An 18,048-nucleotide genomic window follows, 5' to 3' on the forward strand; every position below is an offset into this window, starting at 1 on the left:
ACGCTACTTTAACAAAAACCTCTTATCAGGTGTCCTAAATTAGTTGACCACTACACAACAAACGGTAACCACCCCTGTATGGGCAGCTGTTGATAATAGTAGCAGCGCTAACAACATCACTCCACCCCTACGTTCACTACAACTATCATCAGGGGCTACTCACGGCTGGCAGTTTGCTCCAAGAGACGGTCAATCCGTCCTGCTCACTCATTGGTATGGCGACATCGACAGTCCTGTTATCAGTCGCGCCCTCTATGACGGTATCGGCATGGGTGATAGCGATACTGATGACATCACCACTCGTGATGCTGGGTTACCAAACCGACATAACTTACAAGGCGGCAGTTCCCCTAGATGGCATGGAGATGGACTAGGTCACTCCCAGATCAAAGACGATGATAGCCATAGCGGCTGGGTTACAGGTATCGCTCAGTATGGCCTGACCACTAGCTCTGAGGTGAGCCTATTGTTTGATGATACGCCCAATCAGATTGGGACGCAGTGGAGTGTCAATAGCCAAGCACGCGCTAATTCTATGACACCTATCAGCACAGACAAGGCAACCTTCGCCCCCAATCAGCATGTGCTAGAGATTGGCGTACTACGTCACCGCTATAGCAACCATCAATCTAGCATTAGCGGTCATGGCTTTCGAGTAGCCAGTGACAATAGCTTGCAGATCACGGGCAATCAAGGGGTGCTGTTCTCCACCTTTGGTATCATACATACGCAATTAGATCATGAGTCAGCATGGGTGAATGACGCAGGACAACGGCAACTAGGATTAGGGGCTGATTTGAGTGAAACCTTCTCTGAGGCCAAACAAGCGCACTTGCAATCGACACAAGCCATACAAAACGCTAGAGATATAATCGCAGGATTAAAAACAACGGCTCAAGTCATGGATGAGACGCTGGGCGCTGAAGTACTCGGCGCATCGGATGTAATGTTAGTGAGTAAAGACAGTATTCTTGCCTCAGCGAGTAATACGCTGTGGACAGCGAAAACTATCATGCGGCAATCAGGCGCTACCCAGTCGGATGTGGTGGCAGGCAACTATACGCTATCTGCTGATACCATAGAGTCACTGTCAGGGGTGGCAGGACAGGCCACTCTTTCAGGACTGCATATCAGTGCCAATAGAGAACCACTCGCCATTCAAGCCCAAGGCGGTGAGCTGCAACTGCACAGCCAACTTGATATGATAATCGGTAGTGAATCGGGTCAAGTGAATATCTCCAGTCCCAAGCGCATTAAGCTACAAACCAGCGCTGGAGCGTCGATCACTATTGATGAGAGTGGGGTCAAGCTGGTTGCGCCTGGTGAGATTACGGTGAAGGCGGTGAAGAAGGCGCTGGTGAGTGGGGCTAGAGTTAAATCGAAATTACCATCAATGCCCAAACATCACGAAGAATATTTTGTTCTAAAAGATGTTAATGGAGGGCTTATAAAAAATCATAGATACATCATTGAATTAAATAATGGCACAAAGTTTCATGGATCAACCGATGAAGAAGGTAAGACTCAAACTATTACCACTTACGGCTCTAAGGAATTAACAATACATGTACTCGATGATATAGGATACTCAGATCAGTATCATCAAGCTTGCGAAGAATATTACACGGATTTAAATATATGAGTAAAACCTCAAAACCTGCTACTGGTCAAGGAAAAACCTCAACTAAACTCATTGCAGAAAGTCAGATCTTGACACTACCATTGAGCACAGAACGCAGTTATTTATGCGCTCATATTTGTCTTGCTGAAAGCTTTCCACGTGTTAGTAAAGCTGGTGCTAAACTCAAACAACGAGCTTGTACACTTGCTATATGGAAAGAGGAAGAGGCTAATCACTTAGTTTGGAAATATAAAGCTGAGGTTGGCTATGTTATGACTAAAAATCCCCCTGTGCCTATTATGAGTCCTAAAAAGGGTGAAGAAATGCGCCCTAGCCGTTTTCCACTTGGAAGAGCGTCTAAAATGGGTTTATTTGCTAAAAAGAATTTAGAAGATAGTGCAATTGGTCGATTAAGGATACCTGACTGTATCGTTTTAAAGATTACAGACGCAGAATTAATTAAACTACGGATGACAGGTACAGGTAACTTTCAAAAGTTAATACCTGTACGAGACAATATAGCGACAGTTGTTGAAATTAAGTTTGGCAATGATGTGTTGTCGACTGAGCAAATCATAGCTTATAGAAGAATTGCAGGTTCAAATAAAAAGTTTAAAAGATTGAGAGATACAGATTGTAGCTGTGGTTCTAGAAGAGTAAAGCAGTATGATGCACAAGCAAAACAATACACTTATTTGGCTAATCCATGGGTTCAAGTATCTGTAAAACATGAAACTCCTATAATACATGGAACCATTAGTCCTTCAACTCAACCTATCTCAGATTACGTCGATAATCCTGTAATTACTAATATTATTATTGGTGGTGTGGTTGTCGCCACAGTTGCTGTAGGTATCTTTTTAGCACCTGAAATTGTAGCAGGTGTACTAATTTTTAAAGTAGCCACGCAATAAAAATAAAAGGATAAATTATGAAAACGTTACAAGAAATTGAAAAATATAAAGACGAGTTTGAATATTTTGATGAAAGCCTTGGAGATAACGGTCTGACTGTTTTATCTGTTCATTTAGAGGCCTGTTTTTTATTCTGGGATGGGCATACTAAGGAAGTAAGACAACAACTAAAAGCTTGTATTGAGCATTATATGGATTTGTTCGGTGACAATATTGAATGGGGCTTTGATCCTAAATCTTGGACACAAAAACCAATTGATAAACTACCAAGCTTTCAGCAAACTTTAGATAACAACGCGCATGTTGACGACAGTATCGAATGGTTCGTTGCCAGTGGCAGCCATAAAGAATTAGACGAAGTTTTTGATTACAAGCTATCTTGTCTTACTGCACGGGGTTGGGAGACTCAAACGCCAAGTAGATTACTTTTCCGTATTCATAGAAAAGAGTTTTACGATACAGTCATTCATAAAGCAATCATTAATCTTTTTAACGACTGCATTAGCCGCTTAAATCCTTATTATGCCACTATGGGGTGGAGTCCCGCCTATGGTTATGATAATGGTAGAGTAGGTATTGACATGCTTGATCAGACTCACTGTTTCCTTGGTCTTAATGTTTATGATCTTGGCGATATCATGACTCTAAATCATGGTATTAGAAGTATTGATTGGTGGACTTACATTAGCCATGAGCTTACAGAGCGGGTCGGTGGAATTGATATTTTTAAGACTCAAATAAAAGAACAAAAAATCACTTATAGAGATTATTCTAATGGAACATTATTAATCGCTGGCGATATGCCACAGTTACTACCAGCAGATGAAAAAATCCCTGATAGTTATTTAAAAATTAATGCACTTACCCGTCCTATGCGTAATGGTAATTATGATTCGTTGGGTAATGGTTATGATGAGGGTATCGGTTATCAAAGCTTCAATGAACATTTCACTGATTTGTGGATAAGGCGTTTTGATAATCCTAGATTATGGCGCAAACTACCGCAATATGTAGATGATAAACTTTTGCGTCAACCGCTAATCAAATTAGTAGAGCTAACATCTATGCAAACTTGTGAGGTTGACGGTCGTTATCGCTATGAAGAAGAGTATGACCACGTTAGAGATCATCCAGTATATTTCGCGGAACCTTATGAAAGAGCTGAAGACCTTCGACAGTATGTAATTTTATTGAAAGGCGATAGAGCACCCTATTTTATTAAAATGGATCAGCATGGTCATATTGAGGAAAAAATTTCCATAGTATGGACTTTGTTTGAAAAACTCTAATATTAGGTCTTATGTACCAATATAAATTTTAATCAAAAATAGCTATTAGTCACAATCTATATTTAAGTAAATCTCTGACACATTTAATTTTAGTATCTATTGAGTAGAGTTACTTTAATAGAGTCTTTCGGCTACAAAATTACTTGGTGATGGTTGAACTCCGCGAAAATAGTTAATATGTTATTTATAAAGGATATTCATGGCAGAAATGATTCCAGATAGTATCGGACATGCAGTTGATGCAACAGCTGGTGAACGTAGAGTATATAACCTCCTAAAGAGCGCCTTATTACCTGATGATGAGTGGATTGTTTGGTATGAACCATGTGCGTCAATCAAAAGCAAACATGGTGACTTCTTAATCTTTTCCATACGTCACGGTATGTTGCTAATTGAAGTCAAAGATTGGAGTGCTTCATACATAGAATCTGCTTCACCAAGTCATTTTACGATAAAAAATAGCAACGGCACATTACAGAAAAGAGAGAACCCTTTAAAACAGGCAAGAAGCGTACAGTTGCAAATTAAAAACTTACTTCTTAGATTAACACATGAAGTGCAATCTCACTTTGGTCGGTGGATAAAGACTTTGATGCTAGCGCATCTAGGTCTTTTTTTCACCTCGCATTTGGTATTGCACTTCATGTGTTAATCTAAGAAATCAAATGGTTAGTTTGATTGGATAGGACTAGGTAACCAGTATTCTTTTCTATCATATATTAGTATTATCATATTGCGCTGATCTACTTGTTTAGACTTCAAAGTCTTTAGTGAGCTTAAACTAATATGAACACAATGAAAATACATCATACTGAGCTGCAACCATTTCAACTTATCAGTTTTAGACAATAATTTCTTCTGATTAAATAGATCAATAATTTGTTTTTCGACCTCTTTCCGATTAGCTTTGAATATCTCATTTTTAGTAGGCTTTTCACAGGTTAAATTTAAATTATACTCCTTGTTTAGAAAACAGATGAATCCATATAATGAACTATACTGACCGTGTTTTAAGAGTAAATAGCTATTTACTTGCTCTTGAGTTGGCGTATTTAAGTCAGTAACGTTGTATTCAATGTAAAGACCTGTTGCAGGTTGCAAAGCCAGTCTGACCGATTTTAGAGAGGTCTTGCGCTTGAGTAATTTTTGAGATAAAAAACTATGATAATTTTTAATACAAGTAGGTTCGTTATCATTAAATTTTGCTAATAGATTAATAATGCGTTCTTGCTCAGCAATTTGCTCTTTAATCTTAGGGTTTACAATAATCTGTTTAGTTTTAATTAACCAGCGCAGTACCGTTAGATTTTCACGCAGTCCATTTGGCTTAAACTCTTTTACTAGCGACTCATAGCTTGGTATCTTGCTCCATATTTCATCACAGCGAGTAAAGAAATTTATAAAATTATTGTGTTTTAGAGTCGCTGTCATACTACCTTTTTCAGCTGCAAACCATTTTGTGAATTGAGTGTAAGCCTGTCTCATTATCTCTGATGACAGCAGATAGATATTAACTTCTGTCTCATGCTCTAGTCTTTGATTCCAATAACACTCATTACACTTCTTCCCCATACCAGCGGGCATAGGTTTGTTGCAACTCTCACAAGGTATTTCACCGAACTCATGGCACTTTTGACATATCTTACCTTGCTCGCTATCTACAAGCTCCCTATATCTACCACACAAAGAACAGCTTTGCATAAAGTGACCCTGAAAGCAGTTTGTACATACCGCTTGATCGTGAGACAGCCTTGAATAACTACTGATATTTCTTTTAAATTCACCACACTCAAAACACTTTTTTTTGTCTTTAAAATAGCCCTGATAGCAGGTTTGACAAACTCGTCCGTATTCAGTATTAGCCCCATCTTTAACCGCCGCGCCGCCACAACGAGTACACGGCTGATTCATACGGCAACCACTACAGATAGCAAAATCCTCTTTTTTATGCAACCGATTTATTTCACCGCATTTACTACAGGGTTTCTTAATAAACCATATACGATAGCAATTAGCGCAATATGTTTCATTTTTATAACGTCTTTTAATCTCTACGTTTTCATTAGCGCATGAGTCGCACCGCTTTTTATTCTTTTTTAAGGTGCTTGTCATAGCTTTCTCTCATCTCTATTTTGCGTTGTAATCTGCTCCAAGCAGCCATTACTGCTTCTAGTGAAGCAGGATGTATACCACTTGACTGCTTCTTGTACTCGCGTGAAGGTACTTTAGGTAGTTGATCATAAACTTGAGAGAAAGCTTTAGGGACTATCGTACGTTTTGACCACTGAAAACTATTTTGAGTAATGTCTAATTCTTGACAATAATATATCCAATCATCACATTCTACTTGCAGTAGATAGTAAGCATGCTCAATTAATACTATCCTCTCCTCCAAGGGAAGAAAGTCAAATCTTAGACTTGTTTTGGGAGATGAGAGTTCACTAAGGTCAATACCTAGTTCTAAAAGTAATTTACCAAACATATAGTCAGGGTTTTTCAAAGCTTGTCTTACTAGATTAATTAAAAAGAGTAAATAATCAAACCACTCAGCTATATCAACAACTTTTCCTAAAATAGTACCTTGTTTACTATATAGAACTTGATTTGCTAGCAGTTGAAATTTATAGACTACCTCACTAGGAATTGTGTCTAAAGTCGTTTTATCTAGTTTATGATGACATGAATGGCACTGGTTTATGAATTCTTGTTCTGGCTCTATCAACTGTGGTTGGTAAGGTAGGTTGCAGTACGGACAATCAACCTGTAGAAATTTTCTATGCTCTATGCAGCATACTGACCATGTGAAGCGCCATTGTAGCTTAAGATGAGCTTCTTTATTATTAGTCATACATTCATAACAGTAAGGATATCCAATTCTTGAATAACGATTTCGTTTCGACAGAGGTTGAGTCCAAAGTAGAGCGACTTTGCTACTAGATTCAATAGATAAAATTTTTGAAAAATTTATTAGTGTTTGATTATTAATAGCATCTATAGCCGTAACTGCTAACACCGCTATATCAGAATGTATCTGAGAATTAATGTACTTAAATCCTTTATCTACATCGTACGTCCAAATACGATGTTCAGGCCAATAGTAGTGAGTAAACGTCAATGGGCTGCATCCTTGTCTAAGGGCAGCTCTTATCAGCCATGAAGTTAGACTTTCACCCTCTAGTAAAGGTGTAGAGAACGTTAACGGTCTTATCCGATAATTTTGCGTAACACTTTGGTTTATCTTAGCCATAATTTGCTCATTAACAGCAGAAAATATTTATCTAATTTTTAAGTCTATAATCTATAAGCAAGTCAATAAGATCAGCCTTATTTTAGTAAGTTACAGACTCGATTTAAAGTAGCTTTAACCAGCTAAGGACTAGTGCTTTTATCATGAAAGATAAGAGTTTTAATAGGATTTTTTTTCGTTATTGCCTAAAAAAGCTGCTTAATATATGTATTTAAACTCTACTACTCAATATCTCTGATGTTATCTCTTCACTACCAGATGTTATAGCCTCAATAGCACATTCAGAAATTAATCTTCTCACATCGCCAATTCTACCCTTACTAATACTGTGTATTATCCGAAGCTTATCAGGATGTGTTAAATTTGACGGCTTCTTAAGTGGAATCACTCTCTCAAAGCTACCGACAAGTTTTCGAAAATCTACATTATTGTTCCAGTTCTCAAGCTCTATTACATCAAATCTACTAATATGCTGTTGATCAGTATGTAATACTCTAACCGCATCTCTAGTACCTGCTACAACAATTGGCATTTGAAGCTCATTACATAAAAATTTAATGACATTCATTATTTGTCTTTGCTGTCTTGCAGTGCCTGTTAGCAAGGAATGAATTTCATCTATGACAAGCATTTTGACATTGCAGCATCGAAAGGCATGAATAACTTGGTAACGAAGTTTTGTAGTTGGCTCAGTACTTCGATAAGGTAATGCTAAGCGCTCAAGCAAACTAATATATAGCTCCTTTTCACTTGGAGAAGGGGGCGCTTGTATCAGAACTACAGGGACTATAGAATCTTTAAAATCATCGATATAAGGTAAGCCAAACTTCTTATGAAATTGATTTATCAGTGTGGTTTTACCATTATTTGAGTCGCCTATAATCATTAAGTTAGGCATTCTATGTTGCTTAACTTTATTCATTAAGCCTTGCAAGGTTTCCATAGACTGATTAGCTTTGTCATAACCAATCCAACGAGGTTCATCTATAAATCGCAACCTCTCTTCATTAGGCAAAAGCGCAATATGACGGAATTTTGGATGAATATGTGTATAGGGGATTTCTTGTTTCATTATTCGATATCCTCATAAAAGTATATGCCATCATCACTATCGTCAGATGTTATGTCTAAGATGCTATCAGAGACTCTTGATTCTTCTTCTAAAAGCTCGAATACTTCTACTTCTTTAGGTGCGTAATGCTTTTGAGATTTGACATGATGCTTGCGCCTTTGCTCTTTTCTACGTTGAGTTTTAGTTGACGATGTAGCATTCTCAGTGAGTGACTGCATTTCATCCCATGCCTGATATATTAGATGCTCATTAGACTTGCCATATTTCTGTCTAACTAAGCCTTTAAGCTGTTTATACTCCCAAAGACTCATAACAGGCAAAGCCTGATTGGCATAAGGAATTTTGAAATATTGCTTTAATTTGGGATCAAAAAACCATATTTGGCTAATATCTCTTGGGTCCTGTCTGAAAATATATTTTTCTTTGTTACCATTTTTGTCTGATGTATTTACATAATGATTTAAACAGATATCGTAGTAATATATACCTTCGATACGGACTCCAGAGCTTTGAATAGTTCGCTCAAAACTTGGCATAAAGTCTAGTCTCAAAGTTATGTCATCGACAGGTAATTTTGGTATACCGTTGGCCTCGCTTAATGAGTCTCCAAATATCCCGATTTTCCATTGTTCGGACGGTGTTTTTTCGATACTTGAATGAATACTTTGATGATAAACCTTAGTAATGTAAGTTAAAAACCACTTTTCAAACTCAGCAAGAGTGAGCGATGCGTTTTTCTCTGCATCATAACCATCTCTTTGTTTAATATTAGAGAAAGTTGTACCAGGCAACTCATGCACTTTCTTCATAATATTGCCGATCATACGTTCTACATGACCGCCATATTCAGGACGAGCCAAGGGTCGAAACTCAATATTGATTCCATGTAGAGCACAGGACTTTCTAAGGTCTTCTGATCTAAAATCTGAACCATTATCGACGTGTATTTTTTCTGGATAGCCAAATACATCCCAAGTTATGTTCTCAATATTATTTTGCTCTAACAGCTCGTTTTTTGGCAAAATACTTCGAGCTAGACACATGCCCACCGAAGTAACAGATGGAGCATCTAAGGAAATATAGTAGCCTGTTATCATTCGACTGTAGATATCAATAGCTATAGTGATCCAGGGTCTTCCAATAGGTTTACGATGTTTATCATCTACAATTATTAAATCAACAGGTGTATGATCAATTTGTACTACGTCTAATGGAGCAAGAACCTCAGGAAAATGTCCTGTTTTGGGAGTAAACTTGTTTTTCGCCTTCTCTCTATACCCTCTCTTTTTCAAGACTGTCGACTCAGATAGCTGATTGATACGGAATCGTATTGCATTGCCACTAGGCTTTTCAACTCCTAGTTCATGACAACGTTTATGTACCATTCTTACTGTCGCTTGCATGGTTGGACGCTGTGGTGTTAAGTAATAATCGTAAATAACTGTTTTAATTAAGTCATTCATGGCTTCGTCCAAACGAGTCTTATCTTTCGTCCACCCTCTTTTCTTATCTAACAATGAAGCAATAGAACCTGTATGTTGGTAAGCATCTACCCACCTTCTCAATGTTCTACTTGTAACACCGCTCTCTTTAGCTCTTCTCTCATAACCATCAACACCTCTATAGCCTTTTTTTTGAGCGATTAATGGCTGAATGGCGAAATACTTTTTCTGAGCTTTTTCCCAGTCTTCATCACTGATACATTCTGAATCTACATTGATGACAGTACCATTCGGATTAGGAAGGTTCTCAAAGTCATGAATACTCAGCAATTCTACTCTAAGAGTTTCAATGCTTTTGAAAAGTGCTTGATTAAAATCAGCCAGTTCAATAAGTTCAAACTGATCACCGTTTTGCTTGTGGCAATAAATATTACCCTTAGCAAGATGAATAGCAGCTCTATCTAAGGTGAATCCTACGTTTGGGATGATTTCTTCATTATCTAAATTTTTACTCTCATCAATGCGACTACTGTACATGCCAAACCTCCGTTTTTTCGTCTAATTCTTCCCAAAAGTCAAATCCCAGTCTTTTAGTACCAAGCAAATGCAGAATAGTACGTTTACCTTGAGGTCGATAAATTCCACCTTTAAAGAACTTCTCTAGAAGATATTCAATTGTTGTGTTTCCCATCATTTCTACTTGATTTAATATGACTTGAATATCGTGTTCACAACAGGCAGTTTTTCTAAAGCGTAATACATACTTCACATTCTCTAAACCTTTGTGATGAATTCTCGATTCATCATAGATTTTAAAACGAAAGTTATGCTCGTCACTATAACTTATAGCTGCCTTCCATTTATCTGACCAATCTCTCCAGTTTTTCTTCCACTCACTTCTAGGTTTTACTTCAACTATTAAATGCTTAATCAGCTCTTGCCTATACTCTGCACCGTCATCTAAATGCACAAAGTAGTCAGGTGTGTATTTATAAGCTCTTCCATTCTTTTTAAAAGGTATAACGACAGGTTGTGCTATTACTTCTAATACATTAGTTCTAAAAGTCTGAAAGATTACGAAATCACGTTCTAAAGTAGATTCGTAAGGAATAGATAGCCCATTATAGGAATAAAGGCCAGATACACTTCTCCTGGTTGGCTTAATAACTCTCATTTGTTGCATAATCTTTGACACCTATTGGGTATAGTATGTAATTAGTTGACAGGTTATAAAGGAATGATTGATATCTATTAAGGTAATTTAAGCTATAAAGTAAGGTTATTGACAGTATACCTGACATTTATTAAGAAAAGCGACTTAACCTGCTTACGCAATTCTTGAAGCTCGCGCTGTTCATCCGTTAAAGCGTTGCCGACTTTAGGCGCTTGGCCACTCATTTCTTGACGGTACTGACTCAGCCATTTCTGCAGGGTAGATTTGCCAATACCCAGTGAGCTTGCCACATCAGGTATGGTGCGGTTGTGATCAGTGACTAAGCTAATCGCTTCTAATTTAAATTCTCGGGTATATTGGTTGCGTTTGTTGGTCATACTATTTTCCTTCTTTGGGTTAGTATAGCCTCTTAGCAGTTGTCCAATTTAATTATGCCACTACAGAAAAATCTTGAAGCATTCTTAGCAGCTATTAGGCTACCTGCTGCTCAGGCTCCAATTACAGAAGCGCTTGAGTTCTTAAAAATGCCAGAGAACCAAAATCAGTATTTTATTTTGGAGTGTGGCGAGATTTTTTCTATGAGCGAGACGCCAATAGAAGCGCAAAATCTGGCACTTCTCAATCAAGTACAGAATTTGCAGCCTGAGATAGAGGCGGCATATCAGTCACTGTTGCCACCTGCGAAAGTCATGAACGAACAACCAAGACCTATTGGACTATTGGCAAAACTGTTTGGCCGCCGTCCAACACCCGCGAAGGCATTGTCTGCCAATGAATCAGAACAAGCTATCTTTAGTCTTGGTCTGGGAGTTTGGTCGAATATTTTGTACTTTGACTTTTCTGAAGATGACCAAGATTAAGCTTTAAAAAATATAGAAATATCATGAGTGCTTTGAAAGTCTGATAAAACAAGAAAACGTAGAATAAGGTGTCGTTTTAACTTTCCTTGTCAGCACGCTTGGTGGAACACCATCATAATTTTTATTAAAAATAGAGAAGGCCTAATTATGAATACTCTAGAGCTCAAAATCCCACCTGTAGCGCAAGTTATTATTATAGCCGCTGTTATGTATGGCGCTTCTAGAATTATACCTAATTTACAGTTCGATTTTGATGGATCAAATACGCTGGCGATTGGTTTGAGTACTATAGGATTGGGTAGTGGGGTCATGGGTGTGGCTCAATTTAAAAAAGCGCAAACCACCGTGAATCCGCATACGCCCGAAAAAGCTACAAACCTAGTGACACGTGGTATTTATCAATACACCCGAAACCCGATGTATTTAGGATTGGTGCTTATTCTATTAGGTTGGGCTTTTTATCTGTCTCATTTTTTACCATTTATGCTAGTGCCTGTTTTTATGATTTATATGACGCGCTTTCAAATCCAACCAGAAGAAAGAATGATGACACAGAAGTTTGGTATAGAGTATCAGGATTATATAGCTAAAGTACGCAGGTGGATATAAAGCTTATAGAGTATTCAGTCGCGGTGGGGTGCTCGATTGCACAGTTGTAAAGGATAGGGTGCTGGTCTCTGGTAATGCTGTAAAATATTTGACTGGATTTATCACGATTGCAGAGTAGTGGGTGAGGAGTAGTAAGTTTTGACAGAATTAAAGACCGTTGGGCTGTTTGCGCTTACCGCATTAGCAGAAATTATCGGTTGCTACCTGCCTTATCTTTGGCTGCGAGAAGGTAGATCAATCTGGCTTCTGATACCTGCTGTACTGAGTTTGACAGCTTTCGTATGGTTGCTGACATTGCATCCGACGGCTGTAGGCAGAGTCTATGCTGCTTACGGTGGGGTATATGTGGTCATGGCAATTTTATGGTTGTGGACAGTGAATGGTATACGACCAACCACGTGGGATGTTATAGGTTCGATAGTTGCACTGATAGGAATGGCGATTATTATGTTTGCACCGCGCAGTGGCTAGGGCATATTCTCAATTCAAACGAAAGCCAAAAAAATGCCAATCAAACGGTGAAGCTTGATTGGCATATTGATGCACTTACTATTAATGCAATTATTATTAATGCTTACCTAAGATGCTGCTATTGTCTTCTTTCTTAGCTTGTTTTGCCGCTTTCTTTTCTTTTGCAGTCAGAAGCGGTTTCTTTTTGACATTCTTTTTACTGTCTTGACCTTTGCTCATGGTTCTTTCCTCTTGAAATAAGCTGCAATATCCATAAAGTCAAAATAAGCAGACCTCAAGGAATATATTGGTACAGATGACGCGGATATCGCGTACTGTCATGAGTATAGGCTTAAGAGGTATTAATAGATAGCACGCGCACAATTCACCTACGATTCAATTAATGCCTTTGTTAATCCCAAATGAGTCATGTCAATTCGTATAATAAATATGAGTATTCATAAGTGCTTACTTACGGATACATAGTGATTTGCTATAATGGGCAACACGCCGACGAATAGATACGGCAAACCTTTATTTATAAACATTTAGCACAATGCTGCTTACAGCTTTGGTCAATATTATTATGCGTATTCGTAAACTCTTTAAATTTGAAAATGCCCATATCGTTCGCAACTGTAGTTCTGAACGTTGCAAGCATTCTATCCATGGTCACAGTTATCAGATTGAGCTGATTTTAGAGGCCAAACGTTTAGATCATGGTCAGATGGTCTATGATTTTGGTCTATTAAAGTCTTCGATTAAAGACATCATTGACAGCTTCGATCATGCTATTTGTTTTTGGAATAAAGACGATCCTGAATATATCGATGCTTGTAAAAAGTTCAGTGCGCGCTGGATAAGCCTGCCAGTGTCACCATCGGCAGAGCAGTTTTCACGAGTGATATTCTTTTGGGCGCAAGAGATTCTGCGCCAGACTCAAATGCAAAACGGTGAGTCGGATGTCAGTGTGTACTCAGTTATTGCACACGAGACAGCGACAGGCTATGCGCAGTGTTTCGCTGATGATGTAGCCAATGAGCAAATGGGTAAATTGGTTTTGGAAGAGTTTGCGTTCAGCGACCAAGTTTCCAAAGAATGGCATGACCCTGAGCTGTATGCCAAACTGATTCGCGGCGAGCGTTTTATGAATCCATCCGTGACGATGCAGGTTCAGACAGAACCAACACAGGCAGGTTCAGACTGATGCAGACTGATAAATTGATAAAAGACAGTAAACACTCGCAAACATTGATACTGAACTCTGAGCAAGACACTCAGGCATTGGCGCAGCAGTTGGCTGACTTACCATTGACGGGTAGTGTGTGGCTGGCAGGAGACTTGGGTGCAGGTAAGACCACGTTGACTCGCTATTGGCTGCAAGCGCTTGGTCATACAGGTGCAGTAAAGAGCCCGACCTATACGTTGGTTGAGCCTTATAATATTGAACAAGGCGATGGCAAGATTAAGCCAGTCTATCATGCAGACTTATATCGTCTTCAAGATCCAGAAGAGCTGTCTTTTATAGGATTTGATGAGTATTTGGATGAGCCAAATGCACTGGTCATTATCGAATGGGCAAGCCGTGCAGATGGTTATTTGCCTCAGCCGACGTTGTTTATTGATATAACTCAAGGTGATGGCGATACTCATGGTAAAGAGTCTCGTCTGGTTGAGCTACGACTGTCAAAAGCAGGTCAAGCGCTGGATTTGGATTTATCAGCGCTCAAGATTTAATGTTGTGAAAAATGGCTGTAATCCAAAGTGTCTGTAATTCAAAATGCTTTTAATTCAAAGCGCCTGTAATCCAAAACATACGATGCTCATCCATGTCTGATAATTATTCTAATACACGTATTAAAAAACTGTCGCCATTGCTCATTAATCAATTAGCAGCGGGTGAGGTCGTAACGCGTCCGGCAGCAGTGGTCAAAGAGCTACTTGAAAATGCCATCGATGCTGGTGCTACCAATATCGAGATACACATTACCCAAGGCGGCATGGGTATGATTGAAGTGGTAGACAATGGCGTTGGTATCCATCCCGACGATATGGTCATGGCGATTACTCGTCACGCAACCAGTAAGGTCGCTGATGTGGCCAATCTTCATGGTATCGCAACATTGGGTTTTCGCGGTGAAGCATTGGCAGCGACGGCAGCGGTTTCTCGTCTAACATTGTCCAGTAGTCATGATGATAGCGGTGTTGGTCGTCAGCTACAGGTCTCTGGTGTCCTAGCGGATGAGCCAAAACTGATACCCATCGTTCACAATCGTGGTACGACCATTACTGTCAAAGATTTATACTTCAATGTGCCAGCACGTCGCGGTAACTTAAAGTCTATTGCCACTGAATTTGGTCATATTGAGTCAATGGTTCGTGATGTTGCCTTGGCTCGTGCCGATGTAGCGCTCACACTGTTTCATGATAACAAGAAACGCATGTCGCTATCTTCTCATGAAGCGTCATCAACTTTGCAAGCTACAAGTGCTATCTCAAACCATCATGACAATGTAGTAGGTTATTTGCCTTTATCGCGTCTTGAGCAAGCAACAGGTATGGCATTGATGGACAATGCGATACAGATAATGATAGATCTTGCTAGCTTACTACCACCAACCATGGCACACGACGATGATAATGGCCTTGGTCATCACGCCAGTATCCGTGGTTGGATATGGCCCATACTGAATCAAGGGTCACAAGAGGCATTACCGAAACTGTTATATGTGAATGGTCGTTTGGTTAAAGAACCAATTATTAGTAACCAGTTGCGCCAACTTAGCCACAGTGCTGGACTAAATAGTATTGGCTATGCCTTGTATTTTGATTTGCCAACGCAATGGCTTAATATCAATGTGCATCCATCTAAGCAGCGTATTAAAATTGGCTCGCTTAATAATATTATGGCGCATTTAAATCATGCGATTCAATCAAAACTAAAGCATATTGACGTACCAGAGCAGCCTGCCACACATGACAAACCATTAATAAAAGATAGTACGTTTATAACTGATGCAGGGATAGGTGTTGTACCTACCACACAATCTTACGAAAGTGCTGTATCTCCGAACCGAAACAGGCAGGTGAATACTGCTAAACAGCCATATGAGCACCCAGGCCGTCAGGCAATGTCGCAACCTCAATATCTAGTAGAGTCAGCGTTAAATGGTAGTGAGTCTACAGGTCAGTATGCTAATATCTCAAACAATATATTGGCGGCAACAGCAGCTTTACCAACTTGCTTAGAGGTCATTAGTGACTTGGATACGTTAGCACTTGATACTGATACTGATACTAGTTTTGCTAAATGCGTTGAGGACACATCATTACCTTGGTTGTTATTTTTTCATCAAGGACAGTGTTTTCTTATTGGAGAGCAGGACTGGCAATCAAAGTTAAGTCAACTGTTTGAAGCAAAGATACTGAGTGGTAATATATTGCAGGAAGCTAAGCAAGCCAATACTGCAAAAGATGTTAATCAACAACTTGTGACTATAAGTCAGCAGATGTCCGCGCAAGACTTGATGCTGTTTATGACAGATATTGAAACGTTGCTCAATAAGCATTCGATTAAAGCTATTAGTACTCATCATTTGGCAGCACTGATGCTTCTATAGTCAAATTCATATCAATCAGCTACATCATTATCCTCGCTAACCATGCTAATGTATCGCTTGCACTCGGTTTGCTTGTATCGAGATTATTTGAGCTCAACTATATTTATTCCTGAAGAAATAATCAATTAGGTTTGATGCTAGCTCCTAACTACTCACTATAAATAATGATTAAAGGCAATCCTATGGGACAGTCGTCTGAGGGTTTATCTCAACAGCTAACAGATAATAGCGTGGTGTGTTTGATGGCACCAACCGCAAGTGGCAAAACCGCACTAGCCTATGAGCTATACGATACAGGGCGCTACGAGCTGATTTCGGTAGATTCAGCGCTGATATATCGTGATATGAACATCGGCACAGCCAAACCGTCAGCTGATGAGCTGGCACGCTACCCACATCACTTGGTTGATATCATTGACCCGATACAAAGTTATAGTGTTGCCGAGTTCGTTAGTGATATTGCCCGTCTTATTGATAAGTGTCACCAAAAGGGTAAGATTCCATTGCTAGTGGGCGGTACTATGATGTATTACATGGCACTACTGGATGGATTGTCTCCGGTACCTGACAGTGATGCTAGTGCGCGCGCGCGGGTGGAGCAGTGGCGACAGGATGAAGGTATCGAAGCGTTGTATGATTACCTCGGTCAAATAGATCCCATAAGCCATGAGCGCCTGAATGCAACCGATACTCAGCGTATTACTCGAGCGGTTGAAGTGTATCTGCAAACAAACACGCCACTTAGTGACTGGCAACGTCAGCCTAAACAAGCATTGGCACACAATCCAAATCAGCAGTGGCATGCGCTGGCAGTGATACCTGACCGCCCATGGTTGCATAAACGTATCGCGCAGCGTTTGGATATAATGTGGGATGAGGGATTATTAGCGGAAGTGATCGGTTTGCTTGAGCAATATACATTAACCCCCAATTTAGCGGCGATGCGCTGTGTAGGCTATCGGCAAGTATTGGAGTATCTAGTACATATAAAACACCCAGTATTTGAGTTACCACATTTAGATAAGGCACAATTCTATGATGCTTTTGAATTGGTTCAAGCGTCAGGTCGTGAGTCAGAAACACAAAATAACAATATGCAAAGTCAGGTACAATCTACGATGTCTGATGATGAGTTCGAGGCGCTTGCTTGTCAGCAAATGCAAAATAAGGCATTATATGCTACAAGACAGTTGGCAAAACGTCAGTACACTTGGTTGCGTAAAGTGATACAGCTGCCTAATGAGCAAAGTCACTCTGTATCTAATGCGGTAATGATAAAAACATTTACGACGATGGCGCAGGCAAGAGATTATCTGTACTAAAAATTTATAAGGTTTGACGGCTATTCAAACGTTTTTAGAACCATCTTATTAGGGTGTGTCTTCATTTTTAAAATGAGGACATACCCTAATATGGAATATACCCCACTCTCAACTTGAAATAAGCAAATCAAACTGAAGAGGCGGGTTACCAAGTTTTTTATTGAGTACAAAGCACAGATTATGCGACAGAATCTTACGAATCAATCGATGAGACAAATGCCATAAATCTCTTGCTCGTACCTTTTGTATATTAAATCGTTCTGATAACTGACCAATGACTGTTTCAACGATACGGCGGGCTTTCATTAGCCGTCTTACCACAGGTTTGGGTCTATCTTCTTTCATATTAGCTCTGAGTGGCGTTTGTAAATCTACTCCTTGAGCGTCGTAGTACGATGTCAGACTCGGGCTGATATACCCTTTATCAG

The 18,048-nt window shown here is 39.4% G+C and carries 19 protein-coding genes; 11 read left to right on the plus strand and 8 right to left on the minus strand.

Annotated elements, in window-relative coordinates:
* The first annotated feature begins 43 nt into the window (after positions 1-43).
* From EI164_RS08615 to EI164_RS08630, 4 genes are all read left to right on the plus strand, one after another.
* Positions 44-1,642 (plus strand): DUF2345 domain-containing protein, encoded by a 1,599-nt coding sequence (locus EI164_RS08615; RefSeq protein ID WP_192519570.1) that lies wholly within the window; start codon positions 44-46, stop codon positions 1,640-1,642.
* Positions 1,639-2,535 carry a VRR-NUC domain-containing protein gene (locus EI164_RS08620; protein ID WP_192519571.1) on the plus strand — a complete coding sequence of 299 codons (897 nt, stop codon included), beginning with the start codon at positions 1,639-1,641 and terminating at the stop codon, positions 2,533-2,535. Before EI164_RS08615 ends, EI164_RS08620 begins: the two co-directional genes overlap by 4 nt.
* Before the next feature lie 17 nt (positions 2,536-2,552).
* Positions 2,553-3,824, plus strand: coding sequence for a type VI immunity family protein (locus EI164_RS08625; protein WP_192519572.1), 1,272 nt, complete (start codon positions 2,553-2,555; stop codon positions 3,822-3,824).
* A gap of 199 nt (positions 3,825-4,023) precedes the next feature.
* Positions 4,024-4,476: a nuclease-related domain-containing protein gene (locus EI164_RS08630; RefSeq protein WP_192519573.1), complete on the plus strand. Its 453-nt coding sequence runs from the start codon at positions 4,024-4,026 to the stop codon at positions 4,474-4,476.
* A gap of 17 nt (positions 4,477-4,493) precedes the next feature.
* Here the strand turns inward: EI164_RS08630 and EI164_RS08635 are convergent, their stop codons facing one another.
* The 6 genes from EI164_RS08635 to EI164_RS08660 all read right to left on the minus strand — a co-directional run bounded on the left by EI164_RS08635 (position 4,494) and on the right by EI164_RS08660 (position 11,136).
* Complete coding sequence (locus tag EI164_RS08635; RefSeq protein ID WP_192519574.1) at positions 4,494-5,936, minus strand: hypothetical protein; 1,443 nt, start codon at positions 5,934-5,936, stop codon at positions 4,494-4,496.
* Complete coding sequence (locus EI164_RS08640; RefSeq protein ID WP_192519575.1) at positions 5,911-7,071, minus strand: TniQ family protein; 1,161 nt, start codon at positions 7,069-7,071, stop codon at positions 5,911-5,913. Before EI164_RS08640 ends, EI164_RS08635 begins: the two co-directional genes overlap by 26 nt.
* A 211-nt stretch (positions 7,072-7,282) precedes the next feature.
* On the minus strand, positions 7,283-8,143 hold the full coding sequence (locus EI164_RS08645) for a TniB family NTP-binding protein (RefSeq protein WP_087813923.1): 861 nt from the start codon (positions 8,141-8,143) through the stop codon (positions 7,283-7,285).
* Positions 8,143-10,122, minus strand: coding sequence for a Mu transposase C-terminal domain-containing protein (locus EI164_RS08650; protein ID WP_087813924.1), 1,980 nt, complete (start codon positions 10,120-10,122; stop codon positions 8,143-8,145). The genes EI164_RS08645 and EI164_RS08650 overlap by 1 nt, the downstream gene beginning before the upstream one ends.
* A complete protein-coding gene (locus EI164_RS08655) occupies positions 10,112-10,768 on the minus strand; it encodes a TnsA endonuclease N-terminal domain-containing protein (protein WP_087813925.1) in 657 nt (218 codons plus the stop codon). Before EI164_RS08655 ends, EI164_RS08650 begins: the two co-directional genes overlap by 11 nt.
* 83 nt (positions 10,769-10,851) lie before the next feature.
* A complete protein-coding gene (locus EI164_RS08660) occupies positions 10,852-11,136 on the minus strand; it encodes a transposase (RefSeq protein ID WP_192519576.1) in 285 nt (94 codons plus the stop codon).
* A 39-nt stretch (positions 11,137-11,175) separates the two neighbouring features.
* Between EI164_RS08660 and EI164_RS08665 the strand changes: the two genes are divergently transcribed.
* The 3 genes from EI164_RS08665 to EI164_RS08675 all read left to right on the plus strand — a co-directional run bounded on the left by EI164_RS08665 (position 11,176) and on the right by EI164_RS08675 (position 12,699).
* Positions 11,176-11,619 (plus strand): hypothetical protein, encoded by a 444-nt coding sequence (locus EI164_RS08665; RefSeq protein WP_192519577.1) that lies wholly within the window; start codon positions 11,176-11,178, stop codon positions 11,617-11,619.
* Positions 11,620-11,766: 147 nt separating this feature from the next.
* On the plus strand, positions 11,767-12,228 hold the full coding sequence (locus EI164_RS08670) for a methyltransferase family protein (RefSeq protein WP_192519578.1): 462 nt from the start codon (positions 11,767-11,769) through the stop codon (positions 12,226-12,228).
* Between the two features lie 138 nt (positions 12,229-12,366).
* Complete coding sequence (locus tag EI164_RS08675; protein WP_192519579.1) at positions 12,367-12,699, plus strand: YnfA family protein; 333 nt, start codon at positions 12,367-12,369, stop codon at positions 12,697-12,699.
* A 96-nt stretch (positions 12,700-12,795) separates the two neighbouring features.
* Here the strand turns inward: EI164_RS08675 and EI164_RS17290 are convergent, their stop codons facing one another.
* Positions 12,796-12,918 carry a hypothetical protein gene (locus EI164_RS17290; RefSeq protein ID WP_263972660.1) on the minus strand — a complete coding sequence of 41 codons (123 nt, stop codon included), beginning with the start codon at positions 12,916-12,918 and terminating at the stop codon, positions 12,796-12,798.
* Between the two features lie 346 nt (positions 12,919-13,264).
* On the opposite strand from EI164_RS17290, the gene EI164_RS08680 reads away from it, so the two are divergent.
* From EI164_RS08680 to miaA, 4 genes are all read left to right on the plus strand, one after another.
* Entirely contained in the window at positions 13,265-13,885 is a 621-nt protein-coding gene (locus EI164_RS08680; protein WP_192519580.1) for a 6-pyruvoyl trahydropterin synthase family protein, read from the plus strand.
* Positions 13,885-14,415, plus strand: coding sequence for a tRNA (adenosine(37)-N6)-threonylcarbamoyltransferase complex ATPase subunit type 1 TsaE (gene tsaE, locus EI164_RS08685; RefSeq protein ID WP_192519581.1), 531 nt, complete (start codon positions 13,885-13,887; stop codon positions 14,413-14,415). The genes EI164_RS08680 and tsaE overlap by 1 nt, the downstream gene beginning before the upstream one ends.
* Before the next feature lie 92 nt (positions 14,416-14,507).
* Positions 14,508-16,298 carry a DNA mismatch repair endonuclease MutL gene (gene mutL, locus EI164_RS08690; RefSeq protein ID WP_192519582.1) on the plus strand — a complete coding sequence of 597 codons (1,791 nt, stop codon included), beginning with the start codon at positions 14,508-14,510 and terminating at the stop codon, positions 16,296-16,298.
* A 182-nt stretch (positions 16,299-16,480) separates the two neighbouring features.
* On the plus strand, positions 16,481-17,620 hold the full coding sequence (gene miaA / locus EI164_RS08695) for a tRNA (adenosine(37)-N6)-dimethylallyltransferase MiaA (protein ID WP_192519583.1): 1,140 nt from the start codon (positions 16,481-16,483) through the stop codon (positions 17,618-17,620).
* A 108-nt stretch (positions 17,621-17,728) separates the two neighbouring features.
* Here the strand turns inward: miaA and EI164_RS08700 are convergent.
* A partial coding sequence (locus EI164_RS08700) for a transposase (protein ID WP_318779513.1) occupies positions 17,729-18,048 on the minus strand: 320 nt, incomplete at its 5' end.

The sequence above is a fragment of the Psychrobacter sp. FME13 genome, from assembly GCF_014861395.1.
Classification (GTDB): Bacteria; Pseudomonadota; Gammaproteobacteria; order Pseudomonadales; family Moraxellaceae; genus Psychrobacter.

Bases quoted from the DNA above. Each gene is read 5' to 3' on its own strand.
- EI164_RS08625 (WP_192519572.1), top strand. From the start codon at position 2,553: ATGAAAACGTTACAAGAAATTGAAAAATATAAAGACGAGTTTGAATAT.
- EI164_RS08635 (WP_192519574.1), bottom strand. From the start codon at position 5,936: ATGACAAGCACCTTAAAAAAGAATAAAAAGCGGTGCGACTCATGCGCT.
- EI164_RS08660 (WP_192519576.1), bottom strand. From the start codon at position 11,136: ATGACCAACAAACGCAACCAATATACCCGAGAATTTAAATTAGAAGCG.
- mutL (WP_192519582.1), top strand. From the start codon at position 14,508: ATGTCTGATAATTATTCTAATACACGTATTAAAAAACTGTCGCCATTG.
- EI164_RS08650 (WP_087813924.1), bottom strand. From the start codon at position 10,122: ATGTACAGTAGTCGCATTGATGAGAGTAAAAATTTAGATAATGAAGAA.
- EI164_RS08655 (WP_087813925.1), bottom strand. From the start codon at position 10,768: ATGCAACAAATGAGAGTTATTAAGCCAACCAGGAGAAGTGTATCTGGC.
- EI164_RS08680 (WP_192519580.1), top strand. From the start codon at position 13,265: ATGCGTATTCGTAAACTCTTTAAATTTGAAAATGCCCATATCGTTCGC.
- miaA (WP_192519583.1), top strand. From the start codon at position 16,481: ATGGGACAGTCGTCTGAGGGTTTATCTCAACAGCTAACAGATAATAGC.
- EI164_RS08640 (WP_192519575.1), bottom strand. From the start codon at position 7,071: ATGGCTAAGATAAACCAAAGTGTTACGCAAAATTATCGGATAAGACCG.
- EI164_RS17290 (WP_263972660.1), bottom strand. From the start codon at position 12,918: ATGAGCAAAGGTCAAGACAGTAAAAAGAATGTCAAAAAGAAACCGCTT.
- EI164_RS08630 (WP_192519573.1), top strand. From the start codon at position 4,024: ATGGCAGAAATGATTCCAGATAGTATCGGACATGCAGTTGATGCAACA.
- EI164_RS08670 (WP_192519578.1), top strand. From the start codon at position 11,767: ATGAATACTCTAGAGCTCAAAATCCCACCTGTAGCGCAAGTTATTATT.
- EI164_RS08645 (WP_087813923.1), bottom strand. From the start codon at position 8,143: ATGAAACAAGAAATCCCCTATACACATATTCATCCAAAATTCCGTCAT.
- tsaE (WP_192519581.1), top strand. From the start codon at position 13,885: ATGCAGACTGATAAATTGATAAAAGACAGTAAACACTCGCAAACATTG.
- EI164_RS08620 (WP_192519571.1), top strand. From the start codon at position 1,639: ATGAGTAAAACCTCAAAACCTGCTACTGGTCAAGGAAAAACCTCAACT.